An 18,732-nucleotide genomic window follows, 5' to 3' on the forward strand; every position below is an offset into this window, starting at 1 on the left:
CCGCCGTACACTCCGCCGTACACTCCGCCCGTCACGGTCGTACCCCCTGGTGATACGCAGACCGGCTTCCCCTACGTCGACACGCCCCCTGGCAACACCTCCACGCGGTACCCCCACGGTTCGATAGCCCGGGCCCAGATCCTGCTGCGCACGCAGTCCTGGCTCAGCGAACACGTGCCCTACAGCCAGAGCTCGTGGTGGAAGGACGGCAACGGCGACTACCGGCAGGACTGCTCCGGCTACGTCTCCATGGCCTGGGCGCTGGACCCGAAAATCGACTTCTGGACCGGCAATCTGAACACCGTCTCGCACGTGGTCGACGCGAGCGCGCTGCTGCCCGGCGACATCCTGCTCTCGGCCAGCCACACCGTGATCTTCGCGGGCTGGTCCGATTCCGCCCACACCACCTTCGACTACTACGAAGAATCGCGTCCGGGCACTGACGCGCGCTTCGTCGTGAGCGCGCCGCTGCAGGACTTCCTCGACAGCGGCTTCGCGCCGTTCCGCTACGACGGCGTGGTCGATACGGCGGGCGAGCAACTGCCGCAGAACCCGGCGACCGGGCTGGACTTCTCCGCGCTGCAGGGGGGATCCAACGAGCTGGCGCCCAACGGCAACGACACCGCGCAGCCGCCGCCGGCCCCGTGGCAGTCCGGCTTCCTGCCGTCCTCCAGCGCCAGCCTGGCCGCCGCGAGCCACGGTAAGGACACGTCCATACAGGCGGCCGCGGCCGCGGAGAACGTGCAGCCGCCGCTGGGATTCGTCCTCGGTGCGTCAGGGACCGTGTTCCTGGTCGGCGGAGTGGTGCTCGCGCGCGGTTACCCACAGCTGGCCTCCACGCGCAAGCGTCCCCGCCGCCGGCACTGAGCCACCGCCGGATCCAGGGGCGTATCAGCATTCGTCTGGTACCTGTGATGCCGGCGGTGCAAGAGGCACCGCCGGGGTGATTCGCGTCGCCCCTTGCCCGTGAGCCGGGATTGGACTATACCTGTCGCCAGCATGGTCTAGTCCAATCCCGCAGTCGCGCCTGCTTCGCGCCGCTGCCCGCGCCAGTTCACCCGGACGGCCGTGCATTGCGTTCTCACATCCCGTCGTTGAGGAGAGCACATGCGCGAGAGCACCACCGGTACCACCGCGAGGCCGAGGCCCGGCAGAGGCCGGCGCCGGCTCGCGGGGATCGCCGCGGCGGGCGCGCTGCTCGCGGCGTCGGCTCCGGCCGCACAGGCCGCCGGCGTCACCGCGGACCACCGCGGCACCCCGGGCGGCGGAAAGGTGGCTATCGGGTTCTTCACCCAGTGGGGCATCTACTCCGGCTTCTTCGAGAAGAACCTGATCGCCGACGGGGCCGCCGCCCGGCTGACCGAGATCAACTACGCGTTCTCCAGCGTCTCCGCCGACGGCCAGTGCGTCTCCGGCGACAGCTGGGCCGACTACCAGCGGCCGTTCGCCGCCACCGAGGCGGTCAGCGGTGTCGCCGACGCCCCGGGCCAGGCGCTGGCCGGCAACTTCAACCAGCTCAGGGAGCTGAAGGCCGCCTACCCCGGCCTCAAGATCGTGATCTCCGTCGGCGGCTGGAGCTGGTCGAGCCACTTCTCCGCGCTGGCGGCGACCGAGGCCGGGCGGCAGAAGTTCGTGCGGTCCTGCGTTGCCCAGTACATCGACGGCGACATCCCGGGCCTGCCCGCGGGCGCCGCCAAGGGCGTCTTCGACGGCATCGACCTCGACTGGGAGTACCCGAACGAGCCCGGCGACAACAACCCGTACGGCCCGCAGGACACCGCTGACTTCACCGCGCTGCTCCAGGACTTGCGCGGTGCGCTGGACACCGCCGGCGAGGCGAGCCACCGGCACTACCTGCTGACCGCGGACACCTCCCCGAACCAGTACGCCGCCGCGCGGCAGCTTCAGCTCAAGAACGCGTCCAGGAGCGTGGACTGGTACAACGCCATGACCCTGGACTTCCACGGTGGCTGGGACTCCACCACCGACTTCGCCGCCAACCTCTTCCCGGACCCGAACGACCCGCAGCCGGCCGACGCCAGGTTCTCGGTCGCGCAGAGCGTGGCCTATTACGAGTCCCAGGGCGTCCCGGCGAGCAAGATCGCGCTTGAGCTGCCTTACTACGCGCACGCCTGGACCGGCGTGGGAGCGACCGGCGACGGGCTCTACCAGAGCGCGACGGGCCCGGCTGCGAGTGATCAGGCCGGGTACAAGACGGTGGTCACCGAACCCGGTACGGTGCACTTCGACCCGGTGACCGCGTCGGTCTGGAAGTACGATCCCGCCTCGCAGACGTTCTGGACCTATGACGACCCGCGCACGGTGTTCGCCAAGGGTCTCTACATCGATCTCAAGGGCCTGCGCGGCGCGTCGGTGTGGTCGCTCGACGGCGACGACGCGAACGGCTCGCTCACCGCGGCGCTGGCCACCGCCCTGCGGCGCTGAGAGAGTCCCTGTAGCCGCCAAGAAGGCAGGTCGGCCGTGTTCGCCCCGGCGGGGGAAGCTTCCGCAGGGGCGAACACGCATCAGAGAGCCGAGCGGTCCGGTCCGGTCCGGTCCGGTCCGGGTCAGCTCGTGGCGGAGCCGGCGAGCCAATGCGACCAGGACTCCTGCCAATCGGCGAAGCCGTTGCCGGGGGAGACCTGCCGTGGCGAGTTGATCACCCGCACGACGTCTCCCGGCAGCGTGTTGGCGAAGAACCATTCGGCGTTGACCGGCGAAGCGCCTACGCAGCCGTGGCTGACGTTACGCACGCCCTGTGCGTATACCGACCACGGCGCCGAGTGCACGTACGTGCCCGAATACGTTATGTGCACGTCCCACTTGACATCCGGGATGTCATAAGCGTCGCCGAGCCCTGCGGTACGCGAGTCCATCCGCACGTCCGGCGACTTGTCGATCACCGCGAATGTGCCACCCCAGGTGTCCAGACCGGGCATACCGCCGGTGACCGCGAACGTACGGACCACTTGCCCGGACCGTCGCACGGCGGCCTCATGCGTCTTCAGATCGATCGTCGTCTCCTGATCCCGGCTGACGGTGAAACTGACGCCGTGGTCCGCGGCCACGTAATGTCCGTACCCGTCACCGAGACCGTTGAGCTCCATCCGCACGCTGACCCTGGTGCCGGGCCGCCAGAAGCTCTGCGGCCGGTAGTCGACGCGGCTGGCCGACAGCCAACTCCAGCGCCCAGGCTGCGGCGGGTCCGAGGCGACGGTCAGCGCCCGCTCGATCGACTCGCGGGCCCGCGGCGCGATCGGCCGGGCGAAGGAGAGCACCACCGGCTGGCCCACCCCGACCACGGCGCCGTCACCCGGGGCGATCAGGGCGATCTTCAGCGGATCGTTCGGGCGGCCGGTGCTGAACTCGGATTCCTGCAGGCCGGTGCGGCCCGCCGCGTTCAAGGTCACCGCGCTCAGTTCATACGACACGCCGGCGCGCAGCGGGCCGCAGGAGCTCCAGGTGCGGCGGTCGGCGCTGAAGACACCCGGCACGCTCTCGGTCCGGTAGGCCAGTTCCACGGCTCCGACCCGCTCGCCGGGCGGCGCGGTGACCGTCACAGGGCCCTCGGGGGAGACGTCCGTGGCTCCGTCGGGCACGGAGAGCGCCGCCGGAGCGACATCCGCAGGTCCCGCCTGCCGGGCGGAGGCCGCCTGGTTTTCTGCGGCCGCGCGGGCCTCGTCGTCCCCGGGACCTGTGGCGAACCCGACCCAGCCGGCCGCGACGACGGTGGCACCGGCGACGCCCAGGGCCGCCGGTGACAACCATCGTCTGCGTGTTGCATCCACAACAGAATATTTACTCCCAAGCTCGCCGAGTCACCCGGCGGGCTGGGCCGAACGAGTGGAGCCCGGTCGGCTTGTCACTCCGGTCGTGCCGCGCCTGATCGCAGCGTTGGCTCAGCTCACCGGCACCGGCACGCGTACTGTCGTCTCGTCGAAGTCGTCGCTGCGGATCGTGATCGACACCTGCCACTGGCCGGCGACGCTCAGGACGACCGACTGGTCGATGTAATGACCGGGACCGGTGGCGATCACCTTCGCGTCAATCGGCCCGAGCTTGCGCGCGGGCAGCGAGTATGCGATGGACACCGCCACCGGGCTGTACGGCTCGCCCTTGGTGTTCTCGATCAGCACGTGCGTCTGGTTCGGGCCGACCTTCCCGGGCTCGACCAACACCAGCATCGTGCCCGAGGCGGTGCCGGTGTCGAACGGCAGCGAGATGTCCGTGGAGCCGGGCTGATTCGACAGGCCGTTCGCGCCGCGCCCCGGCACCGACGCCACCACGACAGCCGTCACCGCCAGCACGACGAGCACGACGGCGCTTTCCGCGGCCACGGAGCGCCGCAGCCGACGCAGGATCGCCAGCGTCGCGGAGGACTCGGAGACGGTGCCGCCGGGCCGCGGTACGCCGCCGACGCGTGCGGTGCGCCTACCAGGCTTGTTCATCCCCGGCCGACGCGCCGGACGCCCGGAGGCCCGCGAGCCGGCGACCGCAGCCGAGACCCGCGTTAGCGCCGCCGGTTCCCTGATCGTCCCGGAGCCATCGCGGGTGTCGATCGAGCTCGTCAGGACCTCATCGCGGTCCTTGGCGGCTGCGACTGCGGGACCCGGCGTACCCGCCGAGCGCGTCGCTGCTGACTCGCTGGTCGTGCCAGCCGTGCCAGTCGTGCCCGATGCGGATGGCGCGGCCGGCGCGGTTGCCGAGAGCGATGCGTTGACCCCCGAGGCGATCAGCCGGCGTGCCAAGTACCCGAACCCGACCAGCACCAGAAGCCCAGCGATCTTGACGAGGATAAGGCGCCCGTACGTCTCCCCGAACAGGATGTGCAACGAGCCGACGTCCCGCCACGCCTGATATGTACCGGTCGAGATCATTACGCACACGCAGGCCAGCGCGACGGTCGAGAATCGGTTGACCGCGGACGCCGCCTGCTTGACCCGCACCGGAGCGTGCGGTTCCGGTATGCGCAGCGCCACGAGGGACAGCATCGCCAGCCCGCCGAGCCAGACCGACATGGCGGTCAGGTGCAGGATGTCCGAAGCCACGGAGAGCGGCACCTGGATGCCGGTCGAGGCGTGTCCCGTCCCGGCCCACGTCGCCGCGAGACCCATCGTGACGACGAGCGCGATCGACGCGGACCGCAGCCGCGCCGCGAGGCCCGCCTCGGTGAGCCGCTGCACGCCGATCGCCGCCGCGGGCGCGGCGAGGGCCAGGGCAAGCACCCTGATCTCGATCAACGTGCCGAAACGGGTGGCCGCGGTGGACTGGATCACGGAAGGGTCGAAGATCCGCGACAGCGGCAGCCCGCTCGCATAGACGCCCTGCAGCAGAAGTTCCAGCACGCTCGACGCGACCAGCGCCGTCCAGCCGGCGATGATCAGCCGGAGCGCGCCTCGCGCCACCGCACCCGCCGGCCAACACAGCGCAAGGAACACGACAGCGCCGGCCAGCAGCGCGAACGACAGGTAAGCGGCCCACCGCGCGACGCCATAGGCGACGCCCGCGAACGCGCCGGCCCGGGTGACGATCGCGTTCGGATCCACCGTCGTCCTGCTCGGTGCGCCGATCGAGAACGAGAACGCGCCGGAGACCGGGTGCGAGTCGGCGGAGATCACGTGCCAGGCGACGGTGTAGGTGCCGTTGCCCAGCCCGGAGCGCAGCGCGATCGTGACGATGTCGTCCTGGGCGCCGTGCGCGGTGTTGCCGTTGTCGACCCGCTGCCCGCTCGGGCTGAACACCCGCAGGCTGTCGGCGCTCACCCCGACCGATTCGTCGAACTGCGCCGCGATGACGGCGGGCTGCGCCGCGAGAACCGACCCGTCCGAGGGGTCCGTGCGCACGAGGGTGGCGTGCGCGGCGGCGGGGCCCGCCGCGGCGAGCACGAGCGCGAGCGCGGCGACGACGCCCGCGAGCAGGCGGCGCGCCCGGGACGGGCCGCTTCTGCTTTCGGCGGTGAGTGTTCCCGAGCCCGGGCGGGAAGCGGCGGCTTGATGATCGGTCACGTCGGCTCAGGATTCCGTGCGTCGCCGCGACAGCAGGGTGAGCGCGAGAGCGGCGAGGCCCGCGGCCAGACCGAGCGCGCCGAGCACGATACCCGCAGTATCGGACCCCGAGCCGCCTGAGGAGCGCGCGGCAGCCGCCGCCGCGCTGTCAGCGGCCGCAGCGGCGCCCGAGCCGGTGCTGCTCGTTCCCGCACCGGCGCTCTCGGCAGCGGTCAGCGTGAGCACGGGTGCCGGGTGGTCCGGACCCGGCTGGCCGGCCTCGGGCAGGTCGATCCAGCGCACGATCGTGCCGTCGGAATACGTCTGCACCGCCTTGAACACCAGCCGACCGGTGTCCTTCGGCAGCGGGTCGACCGAGATCTGGAAGTCCTCGTACTGGCCGACCGGGATGTTCCCACCGGTCCAGTCGACCTCGCTGACCGCGGTGGTGAAGGTGCCGTCGTCGGTCTTGAGCGGTGTGGCCAGGGTCGTGGTCTTCACCGTGACCGTCCAGCCGGGAATCTGTTTCGGCAGCACCTGCGCGATCGGGTGGTCGGTCGGAATCTGGACTCGCACCTGGGTGGTCGTGGCGCTCGACCCCTCGTTGGGCACCCGGAAGGTCAGCTCGGCCGTGGCGCCTTTCGGCAGCGAGTCGGGCGAGACGGACACGTGCGCCGCGGCCGGCAGCGCGGTCGCCGCGACGAGGGCAATCGCGGTGATGGCCGCGGCGGCGGTTCTACGAGGCGTGGCTTTACGGGGCGTGGCCTTACGAGGCGTGGCTTTACGATGCGTGGTTTTACGATGCGTGGTTTTGCGGCGCGCGGACGAGCTGGGCACGTCGAGGTGAAGCATGCGATTGGTCCGTTCCACGGAGAGGCCTGATACACCGGTAAGTGGGTGGTGACTACCTGCGCGATGTGTTGCGGGTACTACGCGATGACAGGCGGCCCGCGGAACGTGATAGTCGTCAGCAGCGGCGCGGGAGGCCGCCTAAAGCCCCTGTCCTGTGCTGCACAGCAGATGCGCGGCATCTCGTCCAGGCGGAAGCACAACACGGTGGCGAGCACCGCGAGCGCGCGCCGCAGCGACCGGCACGGTGCCGCGGTGATCACACCGGCGGCGCGGCAGAGCGCGAAGAAGTCCCGTTCCCCCAGACCGAGCCACCAGCCGCACACCACGACCGCCAGAGCATGCGCGGTGATCATGGTGAGCGCGGCGGTGTAGCCGTTCGGCTGGGCCATGGTCATACCCGGCATGCCGTCAGCAGGAGCCGGCGCGGAAGCCGTGACGTGCGCTGCGGCCGCGTCGAAGTGGGCGAAGAGGCAATGCAGGGCCAGCTGGGCGGCCCCGAGCGCGGCGGTCAGCGCCGGCCATGAGCGCTCCCGTGCCAGACCGGCCCACGCCGCGACCCAGGCCGCGGGCAGGCTCAGGCCGATCGCGGCCCAGGCGGCGTGACAGCCGCCGGCCGCCTCGTGCAGGGTCGCGCCCACGCCGACGCAGACCAGCGCGACAAGCGCGGCGCGCAGCGAACGGTGCGGCGAATACGAGGCGGACGACACGTCAGTCATCGTTTCGCATCCGTGCCGGGAGACATACGCGGCGTATGCACTACTGTCACCGGCGCGCCTAACACTGTCGACCGGCTGTCAGGCGATCGGCGCGATCGGGTTTTCCGCCGCGGTGACGTGCTGCTCCCGCGCCGCCAGCCCCGCGAGGTACGCGTTGTAGTCGGAAAGCTCCAGGTCGCCGTCCCGGTCCGCCTTGCGGTCATTGCGCCGCGCCTCGCGCTCGTCCGAGCGGGACCACTGGATGAACAGCACCAACAGCACGATCAGCGTCGGCACTTCGCCGAAGGCCCAGGCCAGCCCGCCTCCGGTGGACTGGTCCGAAGCCGGGTCGACGCCCCAGGACGCCGGCGGGTGCGCGAAGGTCCGCGTGATCAGAGACGAGGACATCATCACCGCGACGCCGAAGAACGCGTGGAAAGGCATCGCCGCGAAAAGTTCCAGGATCCGGATCACGTACGGGCTGCGATGCGGCGCCGGGTCCACCCCCATGATCGGCCAGAAGAAGAGCAGTCCGACCGCCAGGAAATGCACCAGCATGAAGTCGTGCCCGGCAGCGCTGCGCATGAGCACGTCGAACAACGTCGTGAAGTAAAGCCCGTAGAGGCTGGCGACGAACAGCGGCAGGGTGAACAGCGGCGAGGAGACGACGCGGGCGAAGCGGCTGTGCAGCAGGCCGAGCAGAAGCTCACGCGGGCCGGTGTGCCCCGCCGCGGCCGGGCGCAGCGCGCGCAGCATCAGCGTGATCGGCGCTCCGAGCAGCAGGAACAGCGGCACCGCCATGGAAAGCACCATGTGCTGAAGCATGTGGGCGCTGAAGAGGTACATCCCGTACTCGGCCAGGCCGGTGCAGGTCATCGCGAACAGCAGTACGAGCCCCGCCAGGAAGCTGACCGCGCGCGCGATCGGCCAGCCGTCCCCGCGGCGCAGCATCCGGGTCATCCCGGCCGCGTAGAGCGCGAGCAGCACCACGATCACAACGAGGAAGAACGGGCTCGGCGCGAGCGTCCACATCCGGGCGAAGCTCGGCGGTGGCGGCGGTCCGCCCATGCCCGGCATGCCCGGCATCCCGGACAGCGAAAGCGCCGCCGAAAGTCCTGTCATGACCGCCACCTCCTCACGCGGTGTCCGGCGCGCGCGACCCGAATCCGACTCGTCCGCGTTCGTCCGCCGGCCAGCTTACGCGCCGGGAACACGCCCGCTCCGGTCGGGTGCCGCGGGCGCGAGCCGCCCTCGACCCGGCCAGAGCAGAACTCAGAACAAGAGCAACTGGCACAGATCGCTGCTCCCGGAGTGCGACGCCACCAGCCGCGTTACGGGAGCGACCACCGGAGAGGGAGAGGGTTTCACGGGCGTGCCGAATCCGCTGAAGTCGACCTCATAGCCCGCCATGCTGTGCCCGGTCGGCGTCGCATCGACGGATACCTGAAGTCCCAGCCGGTACGTGAGCTGCACCAGCGCGCCCGTGCCCAGGTCGGTGTACAGGTCGATCGAGACCTTGGTCGTCCCCGCCTTCTGCACGATCAACGATTGCGGCAGTACGTCGGTTACCGCAGGGATCTTCGCCAGATCAACCGTGCCGGTGTATTCCACGGCCGATTTCGTGTCCACCTCGCTGGCCCCGTCCAAGTGCACCTTGTCGAGCCCCTGAAGCGCCAGCCACCAGATCGAGTGCGGGGAACCGGCCGCGCGCGCGACGGAGAGGTCGTCCACGAACCAGGTGCGACCCGGGAACCGGTGCAGATCGCCGGGCGGGATCGACGAGAACACCTTTCCGCCCGCCACGATCACGCTCATCGGGTCCTGCACGGCCGGACCGCTGCCCAGCACGTTCAGTGTCCCCGTCAGCGAGGCGGTGCCGCGGGTCGGATCGAGCCGGCCGGTGAGCTGGCGGCTGGTCACGATCTTCTTCGCGCTGTCCGTTTCGACGCTGCTGAGCGTCAGCGTCCCGGGCAGCGGCTTGTCCAGCCACGTGCGCAGTGCCTCGACCGCCCTGGCCTCGGACACCGCCGCCGTGTCCGTTTCGGACGCCTGCGCGGCCGGCGCGGTCGAGCGCGCGACCGTGGGACCGGAATGGCAGGACGACACCAGGAAACAGCCCAGCAGCACCGCGACCGCCGCCGCGACCGCCCGCTTGCCCATCGTCGTCCTCTCGTCGTCCCAAAGAGCGGGCACCTTCCAGGTGCCAGTTCTCTCCCCCTGTGGACCCGCCGCCCCGTGACTGTCCGCCCTGTTCCCGCCGGGATTTCCGCTCTGGCGGTGTTCGAGGTATGACCAGCCACCGGAAAGCCTAGCGGACGGCGTCTCCAGATGACTTGCGGACGGGACGCGGGTTCGCAGACGCCTCGCGGTGAGCGCCGCCTGTCCGTCCCGGCGTACGCGTTACGCGCCACACGCTGCGCAAACAGTGCTCATCGCGCCGCACCGGATCAAGATCGCTTACTGCGCGTAGGCGGAGGTACTTGCCCCGCGAGGGCTTCTTCTGGTGCCCCGCGCCCTGCGCCCGTGCCCGATGCCGTGCCGCGGGCAGCAGCGCTCCCGCACTTCAGAGCCAGTGCCCCCAGCAGGACTCGAACCTGCGACCAAGTGCTTAGAAGGCACCTGCTCTATCCGCTGAGCTATGGGGGCGGCATCGCGGGAACCAGGGTAGTAGAAGCCGCCGTTACTGCGTCGCGCCATTCCGTGCGCCCCGTGGTCCGCCGCGTGCCTCACGCGGCCTGCCAGGCAGAGGCTCGCGGACACCCGTGAAAACAAGCGAATCCGCGGCGCGCGACGAAGGTCAGGCGCAAAAGTACCGCCGGACCTCCCGGCTTGATAGCGTCTTGGCACCGCGGCGGCGCACACCGCCCGCTGCGGATCCGCAACTGAGACGTTATAAACAATCCTGACCCCGGTGTTCCCTTGTCCCCAGGGGCTGCGGCATGCTCACGGCTGTGACGATCACAGGCCCGGACGCGGACCTGCTGGGCGCGGTGGGCGCGCTCCGCGAAAGCGTGGCCGCCCCCCGGCTCCCCTTGGCCGCGGACGGCGTCGTCGCCACGCGCAGAATCCAGGCCGAGCTGGTCCGGCGCCTCGACGACTATCTGATACCCAGGCTGCGCCGACCGGACGGGCCGGTCCACATCGTCGTCGGCGGCTCCACCGGCGTCGGCAAGTCCACGCTGGTCAACTCACTGGTCCGGCAGGAGGTCAGCAAGGCCGGAGTGCTGCGCCCGACCACCCGCTCAGCCGTGCTGTGCGTGAATCCCGCCGAGATCGCTGCGGTCACCGGTCCCGAACGGCTGCTGCCGGCCTTCCTGCGCGCCCCCGGGCCGACCGAGCGGCCCGACGCGTTCACCCTCGCGCCCCATCCGGCCATCCCCGCAGGTGTCGCGCTCGTCGACGCCCCCGACGTCAACTCCGTGGTCGCCGCCAACCGGGACGCCGGCGAACGACTGCTCGGCGCCGCCGACGCGTGGCTGCTGGTCACCACCGCCGAGCGATACGCCGACGCGGTCCCCTGGCGGCTGCTCCAGGCGGCCCGGGAGCGGCGGGTCACCGTCGCGATCGTGCTCAACCGGGTGCCGCCGGAAAGCCTCCAGGATGTGCGCGAGGCGGGGCAGGCGCTGCTGGCCGTCAACGGTCTCGGCGACCTGCCGCTGTTCACCGTTCCGGAATCGGTGCTCACCGGTGGCCTGCTCCCCGAATACCTGCTGGACCCGCTGATGACCTGGCTGCGCTCCACGGCGCACGATCCGACGATGCGCCAGGCGACCATCGCCGCCACGGTCAACGGCATGTTCGACGATTTACCGCGCCGCCTCGGTGCGGTAGCCGAGGGGCTGGCGGCGCAGGCGGATGCAGCTGACAGGCTGCGCACCCAGGCGGATCTCGCTTATGCGGCCGAACGCGCCAGCCTGCACGACGCCGTCGCGCAGGGCGAGCTGCTGCGCGGTACGCCGCTGCTGGAGTGGCAGGCGATGATCGCTCCCGACCGCGCTCCGGCGCTTTTCACCGCTGGCGACCAGGCTCCGGAAACCGCCCGCAGGCTGCTGCTCGGCTCCGCCGCGGACCAGGTCGCCGCCGCCGCGTCGCGAGCCGCCGAACAGGTCGCGGCGGCCTGGCGGGAGGCCCTGGCCGAACAGGACGCGGCCGAGGCGCTCGTCTCCGCCGGCACCCGCGCCGGCGCGGTCCCGCCCGAGTTGGACGAATGGGCCGAGAGCCTGCTCGACCTGCTGGCCAGGGAACCGCACCGCAAGCGCTCCGACGCGCAGTTCTTCGCCGCGGGCCGCGGCGGACCCGCCGCGCTGCTGGCCGCCGTCGTGTTCACCGGCCGCCGCGGCGCGTCCCCGCCCAGGCGCCGGCGCGCCCTGCGCTCGGCCTCCGGCGAACCGGCCGTGCATCCGGTCGCCGCCGCCACCCGCCGACTCGCCGACGCGGTGTTCGGCCCGGACGAGGCCGACCGGCTCGCGGAACTCGCCGCCACCTCGCTCGACACGGCGCTCGGCGCCCTGTTCGACCGGCTCGCCTTCCGCCACCACCGGGCGCTGAGCGACCTCGGCGTCGAGGCGGGCGCGGGCAAGGCGCTGCTGGAAGCAGGGCAGGCGGTGCAGCGCGCCCGATGAGAGTCATCCGCGGCAATCAGCGCACCCTCGGGGTCGGCGCCCGGCTCGACGCGCTGGCCAGGCTCGTCGCCACCGCCGAGGGCCGGCTGCCCGCACCCGCGCTGGAACCCGCGCGCGAGGTGCTGCGCCGCGCCGCCGCCCGGTTCGGCATGTCCGCGGAGCACACCGTCGTGATCCTCGGCGGAGCCACCGGAGTCGGCAAGTCCTCGCTGTTCAACGCCCTGGTCGGGATCGGGCTTTCCCCGGTCGCGGTGCGCCGCCCCACCACGACGCAGGCGATCGCCTGCGTCTGGGAGGCCGACCGGCTCGCCGAGGCCAGGCCGCTGCTCGACCGCCTCGGCGTGGAGACGCGCCGGCAACTGACCCGGGACTCGGCACTGGACCGTTCCCCGGTGCGCGACCCGCTCGGCGGGTTGGTGCTGGTGGACCTGCCGGACCACGACTCGGCGGTGCGCGAACACCAGGTCGAGGTGGATCAGGCGGTCGGTCTGGCCGACGTGCTGGTCTGGGTCACCGACCCGCAGAAGTACGCGGACGCCTCATGGCACGACCGCTACCTCAAGGCGCTCGCGCACCACGCCGACATCATGCTGATCGTGCTCAACCAGATCGACCGGCTGCCGGCCGAGGCGGTCGCCGAGTGCACCGCGGACCTGGCCCGGCTGGTCGAGCAGGACGGGCTGACGGGTATCCCGGTCATCGCGGTGTCGGCCCGTACCCGCGAGGGACTGGACGAACTGCGCCGGGCGTTGACCAAGCGGGTCTCCGGGCGAAGGGCGGCCGCCGACCGGCTCGCGGCGGACGTGGACCGGGTCGCGGAACGGCTCTCCACGCTGCTGGTGAACCCGAGCGCGCCCGAGCAGGACGATGGCGCCGCGTCCGTCTCGGATGCGGCGCGTGCCGAAGTGATGGACGGGCTGCGCGCCGCCGCGGGTGTGGCCAGCCTCGCCGACGCGGTCAGCGAGCGGATCGCGTCACGCGGCGAGGCCGCGGTCTCCACCCCGCTGCGGGCCCTGAGCTTCCTGCGGGAATTCGGCGCGGGCGGCGCGTCTGCAGCGGCCCCCCGGGGCGCGTCCCGCCGCTCGCTCGACGGGTCGTCAGGTGGCAGCCTGCGCGAGCTGATCAGGGCGGTGGCCGATCCGGTCGGCGAGGCGCCGGCGCCGGTGCCGGTGGACCGCGCCGCCCTCGACACCGTGCTCTCCCGGCTCGCCGACGCGGCCACCGCGGCGCTGCCGCCGGACTGGGGCCGGGCGCTGCGTGCGCAGATCACCGGCAGCCGTCGCAAGGTGGCCGACAGGATCGACGCGGCGCTGGCCGCCGGCGAGATCGACGCCCGGCCGCCGGCCCGGCACATACTGGTCAGGACCGGCCACGCGGCGCTGCTCGCGCTCACGGCGCTGTTCGCGGCGCTCTGCTTCGTGCCGGGCTTCCCCTACCCGCTCGGCATCGCGCTGGCCGCGCTCGCGCTGCTCGGATCGGTCGTCCTGGACTTCACCGCCCGCCGCGCGGCCCGCCGCAGCGCCGTGGCAGCCGGGCAGGTCGCCGTCGGGCAGCTGTCCGTGGAACTGGCCGCGGTGGCGCAGGACGAACTGTTCGGCCCGATCGCCGAGGAGCTGTCCCGCTATCGCAGTGCATTGACAGATTTCAAGGCCGTCCGCGACGGCTGATCATCATCCGCGCGCGGCGTGAATCCCGGCCGTGGCAAGCGGTCCGGAGCCGCCTCATGCGGCCACTAAGCTTGTAGGCATGGCGGAGTTCATCTACACCCTGCGCAAGGCGCGGAAGGCACACGGCGACAAGGTCATCCTCGACGACGTGACCCTTTCGTTCCTGCCCGGCGCGAAGATCGGCGTTGTCGGCCCCAACGGCGCGGGCAAGTCGACCGTGCTCAAGATCATGGCCGGCCTGGAACAGCCGTCCAACGGCGACGCGACGCTGACCCCCGGATACTGCGTCGGCATCCTGCTCCAGGAGCCCGAGCTCGACGAGAGCAAGGACGTGCTGGCGAACGTGCAGGTGGGGGTGGCCGAGACCAAGGCGATGCTGGACCGCTTCAACCAGATCGCCGAGCAGATGGCCACCGACTACTCCGACGAGCTGCTGACCGAGATGGGCACGCTGCAGGAGCAGTTGGACCACCGCAACGCCTGGGACCTCGACGCCCAGCTGGAGCAGGCCATGGACGCGCTGCGCTGCCCGCCCGGCGACGCGGACGTCAAGGTGCTCTCCGGCGGTGAGCGGCGCCGCGTGGCGCTGTGCAGGCTGCTGCTGGAGCAGCCCGACCTGCTGCTGCTCGACGAGCCCACCAACCATCTCGACGCCGAGTCCGTGCTGTGGCTGGAGCAGCACCTGGCCAAGTACCCGGGCACCGTGGTCGCGATCACCCACGACCGGTACTTCCTGGACAACGTCGCGCAGTGGATCCTGGAACTCGACCGCGGCCGCGCCTACCCCTACGAGGGCAACTACTCCACGTACCTGGAGACCAAGTCCTCCCGTATGAAGGTGGAAGGCCAGAAGGACGCCAAGCGGGCCAAGCGGCTGCGCGAAGAACTGGAGTGGGTCCGCTCCAACGCCAAGGCCCGGCAGACCAAGTCCAAGGCCCGTCTCGCCCGCTACGAGGAGATGGCCGCGGAGGCGGAGAAGACCCGCAAGCTCGACTTCGAGGAGATCCAGATCCCGCCGGGCCCGCGCCTCGGCAGCGTCGTGGTCGACGTCGCCAAGCTCAGCAAGGGCTTCGGCGAGCGGCTGCTGATCGACGACCTGTCCTTCACCCTGCCGCGCAACGGCATCGTCGGCGTGGTCGGCCCGAACGGCGCGGGAAAGACCACGCTGTTCAAGACCATCGTCGGGCTGGAGCAGCCGGACGCCGGCGAGGTCAAGGTCGGCGAGACGGTGCAGATCGCGTACGTGGACCAGAACCGGGCCGGCATCGACCCGAAGAAGACGCTGTGGGAAGTGGTCTCGGACGGGCTGGACTACATTCACGTCGGCCAGGTCGAGATGCCCTCGCGCGCGTACGTGTCCGCGTTCGGGTTCAAGGGCCCGGACCAGCAGAAGCCGGCCGGGGTGCTCTCCGGCGGCGAGCGCAACCGGCTGAACCTGGCCCTCACCCTCAAGCAGGGCGGCAACCTGCTGCTGCTCGACGAGCCGACCAACGACCTGGACGTGGAGACCCTCTCCTCGCTGGAGAACGCGCTGCTGGACTTCCCCGGCTGCGCCGTGGTGGTCTCCCACGACCGCTGGTTCCTGGACCGGGTCGCCACGCACATCCTGGCCTACGAGGGCGAATCGAAGTGGTTCTGGTTCGAGGGCAACTTCGAGTCCTACGAGAAGAACAAGGTCGAGCGGCTCGGTCCGGAGGCCGCCCGCCCGCACCGTGTCACCTACCGCAAGCTGACCCGGGGCTAGCCGGGTGGCGCCGGAGATCACCGACGAGGGGCTCAGGTACGTGTACCTGTGTCCTTTGCGGTGGGCGGACATGGATGCGTTCGGGCACGTGAACAACGTCGTCTACCTGCGTTATCTGGAACAGGCGCGGGTGGAGTGGATGTTCACCACCGCGAAGCAGGCCGGGGTGGCGCAGTTCTCCCTCGGCACCGTGGTGGCGCGCCACGAGATCGAATACCGCCGGCCGCTGGTCTACCGGCCCGAACCGGTGCGCGTGGAGACCTGGGTGACGCGGATCAGCAACGCCTCTTTCACCGTCGCCTACGAGGTGAAGGACGACGAGGCGTTGTACGCGATCGCGGAGACGATCCTGGTGCCGTATGACCTGGGCGCCGAACGGCCTCGCCGGATCACCGCCGACGAGCGCGACTATCTCAAGCCCTATCTCGCGGCCGAGCCCGCCAAGACCCGCTACCGCTGAATCTGGGCTGCCGGCGATGAACGACGAGTACGCATTCGCGGACGCGCATGATGCGGCCGCTCTCGGCGTGTACCTGGAGCGTCTGCTGGCGATGGATAAGAGCGCTGCGGTGCGCTTCGTCGGCATAGGCCATGCAGCAGCCGCATACAGCGCGCCGCCGCTGCATGGATCCACCGCCCGCGCAACGATTCTGACGGTGCGTACGGTGGCGCTCGGCGCTGGCACGCAGCACTCTGAGTTTGAGCACTCTGAGTTTGACCGCACGGTCTCGGCGGGTCAGTTGCTTGAGTCACTGCGCACGCGGGCGGACGGCGCGCAGGGGTTCACCCTGCCGCGCCCACTGACCGCTGGTCCGTCGTGGGCGGGCCTTCTGCCGCCGCGCACCGGCTGGTGGCTACTTGGCGAGGTGACGGTGCGCCGGCTCGCCGAGGTCGTCGCGCAGGGCAATGCGGACTTCCGTTTCAGCGCCCTGGGCCGCGATCGCGCCGCGCTCGACGATCTCGCCGAGGCGATCTGGAGCCGCGAACTCGCGCACGGTCTGCGTTGGCGCGCCGCGCACGCCGCCGCCGCGATGGGCTTCCTCGGTCCGCAACCGGAGAACTCCGTAGAGTCCGCGCGCGTCGCGGCGCACACTCGCTGGCTAAGGCTCGACACGCCATATGGCACAGTCCTGGAACGCATCGCCGGCGCGCTCTGACCCACTGGTCGGACCAGGTTGGGGGTACTTATCTCGCGCACCGACCGCACCGGCTAGGGTGGCGCTTCGGCGTCTCGTTACGTCGATGAGCCAGGGCCCATCACTCAGCGATTGAGGGGAGAAATCCGATGAGTGAAAGTGGAACGTCAGCAGCCGCGCCGGAAGCCGCGCCTAGGATCACAGTCCTCGGCACCGGTTATCTCGGGGCCACGCACGCGATCTGCATGGCGGTGCTGGGCTTCGAAGTGCTGGGCGTCGACGTCGACCAGGCCAAGCTCGACCGACTGAACGCGGGACAGGTCCCCTTCTTCGAGCCTGGACTGCCCGAGCTGCTGGTCAAGGCGCTCGAGTCCGGAAAGCTGCGCTTCACGTCCGACTACGCCGAGGCCGGCGCGTTCGGCGACGTGCACTTCCTGTGCGTCGGCACGCCGCAGCAGTCGGGGTCGAACGCCGCCGACCTGCGTTACGTCGAGAGCGCGATCACCGCGCTCGCCCCGCATCTGGCCCGGCGGGCGCTGGTCGTCGGCAAATCGACCGTCCCGGTGGGCACCGCCGCGCGGCTGACGGGGCTGCTGAACGCGCTGGCCCCGGCGGGGGAGCAGGTGGAGCTGGCGTGGAATCCGGAGTTCCTGCGCGAGGGCTACGCAGTCGAGGACACTCTGCGTCCCGACCGCCTCGTCTTCGGCGTGCGGTCCGCGTGGGCCGAGGAGCGGCTGCGTACCGTCTTCGAGCCGGTCATCGAGCAGGGCAGCCCCGTGGTGGTCACCGACCTGAACACCGCCGAGCTGGTGAAGGTGGCCGCGAACTCCTTCCTGGCGACCAAGATCTCCTACATCAACGCGATGGCGGAGGTTTGCGAGGTCGCCGGCGCGGACGTGCACCAGTTGGCCGACGCGCTGTCGTACGACACGCGGATCGGTGGCCGATTCCTGCGCCCCGGCCTCGGTTTCGGCGGCGGCTGCCTGCCGAAGGACATCCGCGCCTTCGCACACCGGGCCGAGGAACTGGGCGTCGGCCAGGCGGTGGCATTCCTGCACGAGGTGGACGCGATCAACCGCCGCCGCCGCTCGCGCACCGTGGACCTGGTGCGCGAACTGGCCGGCGGATCGCTGGAGGGTGCTCGTATCGCCGCGCTCGGCGCCGCGTTCAAGCCCAACTCCGACGACATCAGGGACGCGCCCGCGCTCGACGTGGCCCGCATGCTCCAGGAGGGCGGCGCGGCCGTGCGCGTGTACGACCCCGAGGCGATGGGCAATGCCCAGCGCGCCTACCCGAGCCTCGAATACGCGCAGAGCACGTTGGAGGCCGCCCGTGACGCCGACGTGGTGGTGCTGCTGACGGAATGGACCGAGTTCCGCGAGATAGACCCGGAGATGCTTGGTGCCGTGGTCGCGCAACGCAAGGTGGTCGACGGCCGTCACGCGCTCGACCCGGCCGCGTACCGCGCCGCCGGCTGGGAGTACCGCGCGCTTGGGCGCCCGTGACGCAGTGCCTTCATGCGAGATGAGGACGGTCCGGGACCGCGGCGGCCGGTTCGCCGCGAAACCGGTGTCGAGACGCACTCGCAAGCCGTGAGTCTGTGGCTATTCGGCGTTCACCATGAAGTGCGCGGCTCGTTCCAGATACTGCCACAGCTCGGTCTCGTCCGGCTCCGGCAGTTTCAGCGAGCGCACGGCCTCGGCCATGTGGTGCAGCCAAAGGTCGCGTGCGTGCGCGTCGACGCGGAACGGCGCGTGCCGCATCCGCAGCCTGGGGTGCCCTCGGGTGTCGCTGTAGGTGCTCGGGCCGCCCCAGTACTGGATCAGGAAGAGCGTCAGCCGCTCCGCGGCCGGCCGCAGGTCTTCTTCGGGGTACATCGCCCGCAGTTCCGGGTCCTGCGCGACGCCTTCGTAGAAGCGGTGCACGAGCGTGCGGAACGTCGGCTCTCCGCCGACCCGCACGTAGAACGACTCCGGTTCGCCGCGCGGAATCCTGGCTTGTGTCACCCGACCATCCTAGGCGAGGCGCCAGG

General features: G+C 70.8%; 14 protein-coding genes, 1 tRNA gene and 1 pseudogene. 8 read left to right on the forward strand and 8 right to left on the reverse strand.

The features are described 5' to 3' along the window. Together KGA66_RS12615 and KGA66_RS12620 are read left to right on the forward strand one after the other, a co-directional pair. Positions 1–867 (forward strand): annotated as a pseudogene (locus KGA66_RS12615) (hypothetical protein); the annotation flags it as partial. Positions 868–1,107: 240 nt separating this feature from the next. Continuing rightward, on the forward strand, positions 1,108–2,445 hold the full coding sequence (locus KGA66_RS12620; protein WP_211468009.1) for a glycoside hydrolase family 18 protein: 1,338 nt from the start codon (positions 1,108–1,110) through the stop codon (positions 2,443–2,445). 122 nt (positions 2,446–2,567) lie between these two features. On the opposite strand, the gene KGA66_RS12625 is transcribed toward KGA66_RS12620, so the two are convergent. The 7 genes from KGA66_RS12625 to KGA66_RS12655 all read right to left on the reverse strand — a co-directional run bounded on the left by KGA66_RS12625 (position 2,568) and on the right by KGA66_RS12655 (position 10,177). After that, positions 2,568–3,764 (reverse strand): L,D-transpeptidase, encoded by a 1,197-nt coding sequence (locus KGA66_RS12625; RefSeq protein ID WP_211468011.1) that lies wholly within the window; start codon positions 3,762–3,764, stop codon positions 2,568–2,570. Positions 3,765–3,899: 135 nt separating this feature from the next. Continuing rightward, positions 3,900–6,005, reverse strand: coding sequence for a copper resistance CopC/CopD family protein (locus KGA66_RS12630; RefSeq protein ID WP_211468013.1), 2,106 nt, complete (start codon positions 6,003–6,005; stop codon positions 3,900–3,902). Between the two features lie 6 nt (positions 6,006–6,011). Next, positions 6,012–6,854 (reverse strand): YcnI family copper-binding membrane protein, encoded by an 843-nt coding sequence (locus tag KGA66_RS12635; RefSeq protein ID WP_312886886.1) that lies wholly within the window; start codon positions 6,852–6,854, stop codon positions 6,012–6,014. Between the two features lie 59 nt (positions 6,855–6,913). Next, positions 6,914–7,552 (reverse strand): hypothetical protein, encoded by a 639-nt coding sequence (locus KGA66_RS12640; RefSeq protein WP_211468015.1) that lies wholly within the window; start codon positions 7,550–7,552, stop codon positions 6,914–6,916. Between the two features lie 78 nt (positions 7,553–7,630). After that, positions 7,631–8,608, reverse strand: a complete 978-nt coding sequence (locus KGA66_RS12645) for a cytochrome c oxidase assembly protein (RefSeq protein ID WP_438822037.1) — start codon at positions 8,606–8,608, stop codon at positions 7,631–7,633. 195 nt (positions 8,609–8,803) lie between these two features. Beyond that, complete coding sequence (locus KGA66_RS12650) at positions 8,804–9,691, reverse strand: hypothetical protein (RefSeq protein WP_211468019.1); 888 nt, start codon at positions 9,689–9,691, stop codon at positions 8,804–8,806. A gap of 413 nt (positions 9,692–10,104) precedes the next feature. Then, a tRNA-Arg gene (locus tag KGA66_RS12655) sits at positions 10,105–10,177 on the reverse strand. Between the two features lie 305 nt (positions 10,178–10,482). On the opposite strand from KGA66_RS12655, the gene KGA66_RS12660 reads away from it, so the two are divergent. The 6 genes from KGA66_RS12660 to KGA66_RS12685 all read left to right on the forward strand — a co-directional run bounded on the left by KGA66_RS12660 (position 10,483) and on the right by KGA66_RS12685 (position 18,205). Next, complete coding sequence (locus KGA66_RS12660; RefSeq protein WP_211468021.1) at positions 10,483–12,153, forward strand: GTPase domain-containing protein; 1,671 nt, start codon at positions 10,483–10,485, stop codon at positions 12,151–12,153. Beyond that, complete coding sequence (locus tag KGA66_RS12665; RefSeq protein WP_211468022.1) at positions 12,150–13,820, forward strand: GTPase; 1,671 nt, start codon at positions 12,150–12,152, stop codon at positions 13,818–13,820. Before KGA66_RS12660 ends, KGA66_RS12665 begins: the two co-directional genes overlap by 4 nt. 79 nt (positions 13,821–13,899) lie before the next feature. After that, positions 13,900–15,564 (forward strand): energy-dependent translational throttle protein EttA, encoded by a 1,665-nt coding sequence (gene ettA, locus KGA66_RS12670; protein ID WP_211468024.1) that lies wholly within the window; start codon positions 13,900–13,902, stop codon positions 15,562–15,564. Between the two features lie 4 nt (positions 15,565–15,568). Continuing rightward, the gene (locus KGA66_RS12675) at positions 15,569–16,024 is read left to right on the forward strand and encodes an acyl-CoA thioesterase (protein WP_312886887.1); all 456 of its coding nucleotides are present in this window, start codon (positions 15,569–15,571) and stop codon (positions 16,022–16,024) included. Between the two features lie 16 nt (positions 16,025–16,040). Next, positions 16,041–16,721: a DUF8185 domain-containing protein gene (locus KGA66_RS12680; RefSeq protein ID WP_211468026.1), complete on the forward strand. Its 681-nt coding sequence runs from the start codon at positions 16,041–16,043 to the stop codon at positions 16,719–16,721. 128 nt (positions 16,722–16,849) lie between these two features. Continuing rightward, a complete protein-coding gene (locus KGA66_RS12685; protein WP_211468028.1) occupies positions 16,850–18,205 on the forward strand; it encodes a UDP-glucose dehydrogenase family protein in 1,356 nt (451 codons plus the stop codon). Between the two features lie 99 nt (positions 18,206–18,304). Here the strand turns inward: KGA66_RS12685 and KGA66_RS12690 are convergent, their stop codons facing one another. Next, positions 18,305–18,706: a globin gene (locus tag KGA66_RS12690; protein ID WP_312886888.1), complete on the reverse strand. Its 402-nt coding sequence runs from the start codon at positions 18,704–18,706 to the stop codon at positions 18,305–18,307. Between the last annotated feature and the right edge of the window lie 26 nt (positions 18,707–18,732).

Source organism: Actinocrinis puniceicyclus (assembly GCF_018283645.1).
In the GTDB taxonomy this organism is placed as follows: Bacteria; Actinomycetota; Actinomycetes; order Streptomycetales; family Catenulisporaceae; genus Actinocrinis; species Actinocrinis puniceicyclus.